The following is a 646-nucleotide window of genomic DNA, read 5'->3' as shown; positions in this document are numbered from 1 at the left end:
GAACTTTGGCAGTTACTCTGAATATGAACTGACTTCGCTACAAACTGAACCCAGCGAAGACGTGTTAGACGGATGGTTGCAATTAGCAGTTTACGCAAAAACGCTCTCCGGCAATCTGTCTCAGTTAAAAAATACCCTTGAGCGTTGGTTGAACGAGAACCCGTCACACCCAGCGGCAATCTATACACCAGAAGAAATTCAAAACATTCTGTCACTTGATATCGTAAAACCAAATAACACAGCATTGTTGTTACCATTAACAGGTAAGTTTGCGCCTCAGGCACAATTGATCCGCGATGGTTTTGTATTCGCGATGATGAATGATAGAAACCGCGATCCAAGCGCAACGCTTACCGTCATTGATACGAATGCGTACAGCGCTGACGAAGTGAAGCAACGTCTTATCAACGAAAACATCGATTTTGTTGTCGGCCCGCTGCAAAAAGAAAATGTCGAACTATTGCAAACAACAATGGATGGCTCAGCAAACAGTCCAGCCATTCCAGCACTGGCGCTGAATATTCCTGAAGATGTTCAGCCAGGTACCGACATTTGCTACCTAGCGTTGTCACCAGAGCAAGAAGTGGCTCAAGCTGCAAAATACTTGTTTAGCGAAGGCTATAACTTCCCGCTGATCCTAGCGCCA

At 45.4% G+C, this 646-nt stretch carries 1 protein-coding gene; it reads left to right on the top strand.

The features are described 5' to 3' along the window. The coding region (locus tag R7P74_RS27090) for a penicillin-binding protein activator (protein ID WP_318123759.1) at nt 1-646 on the top strand (646 nt) is incomplete at both ends.

The organism is Vibrio sp. 2033 (assembly GCF_033339735.1).
The sequence above is the reverse complement of the archived record's forward strand: the minus strand, read 5'-3'. Positions and strand labels throughout refer to the sequence as shown.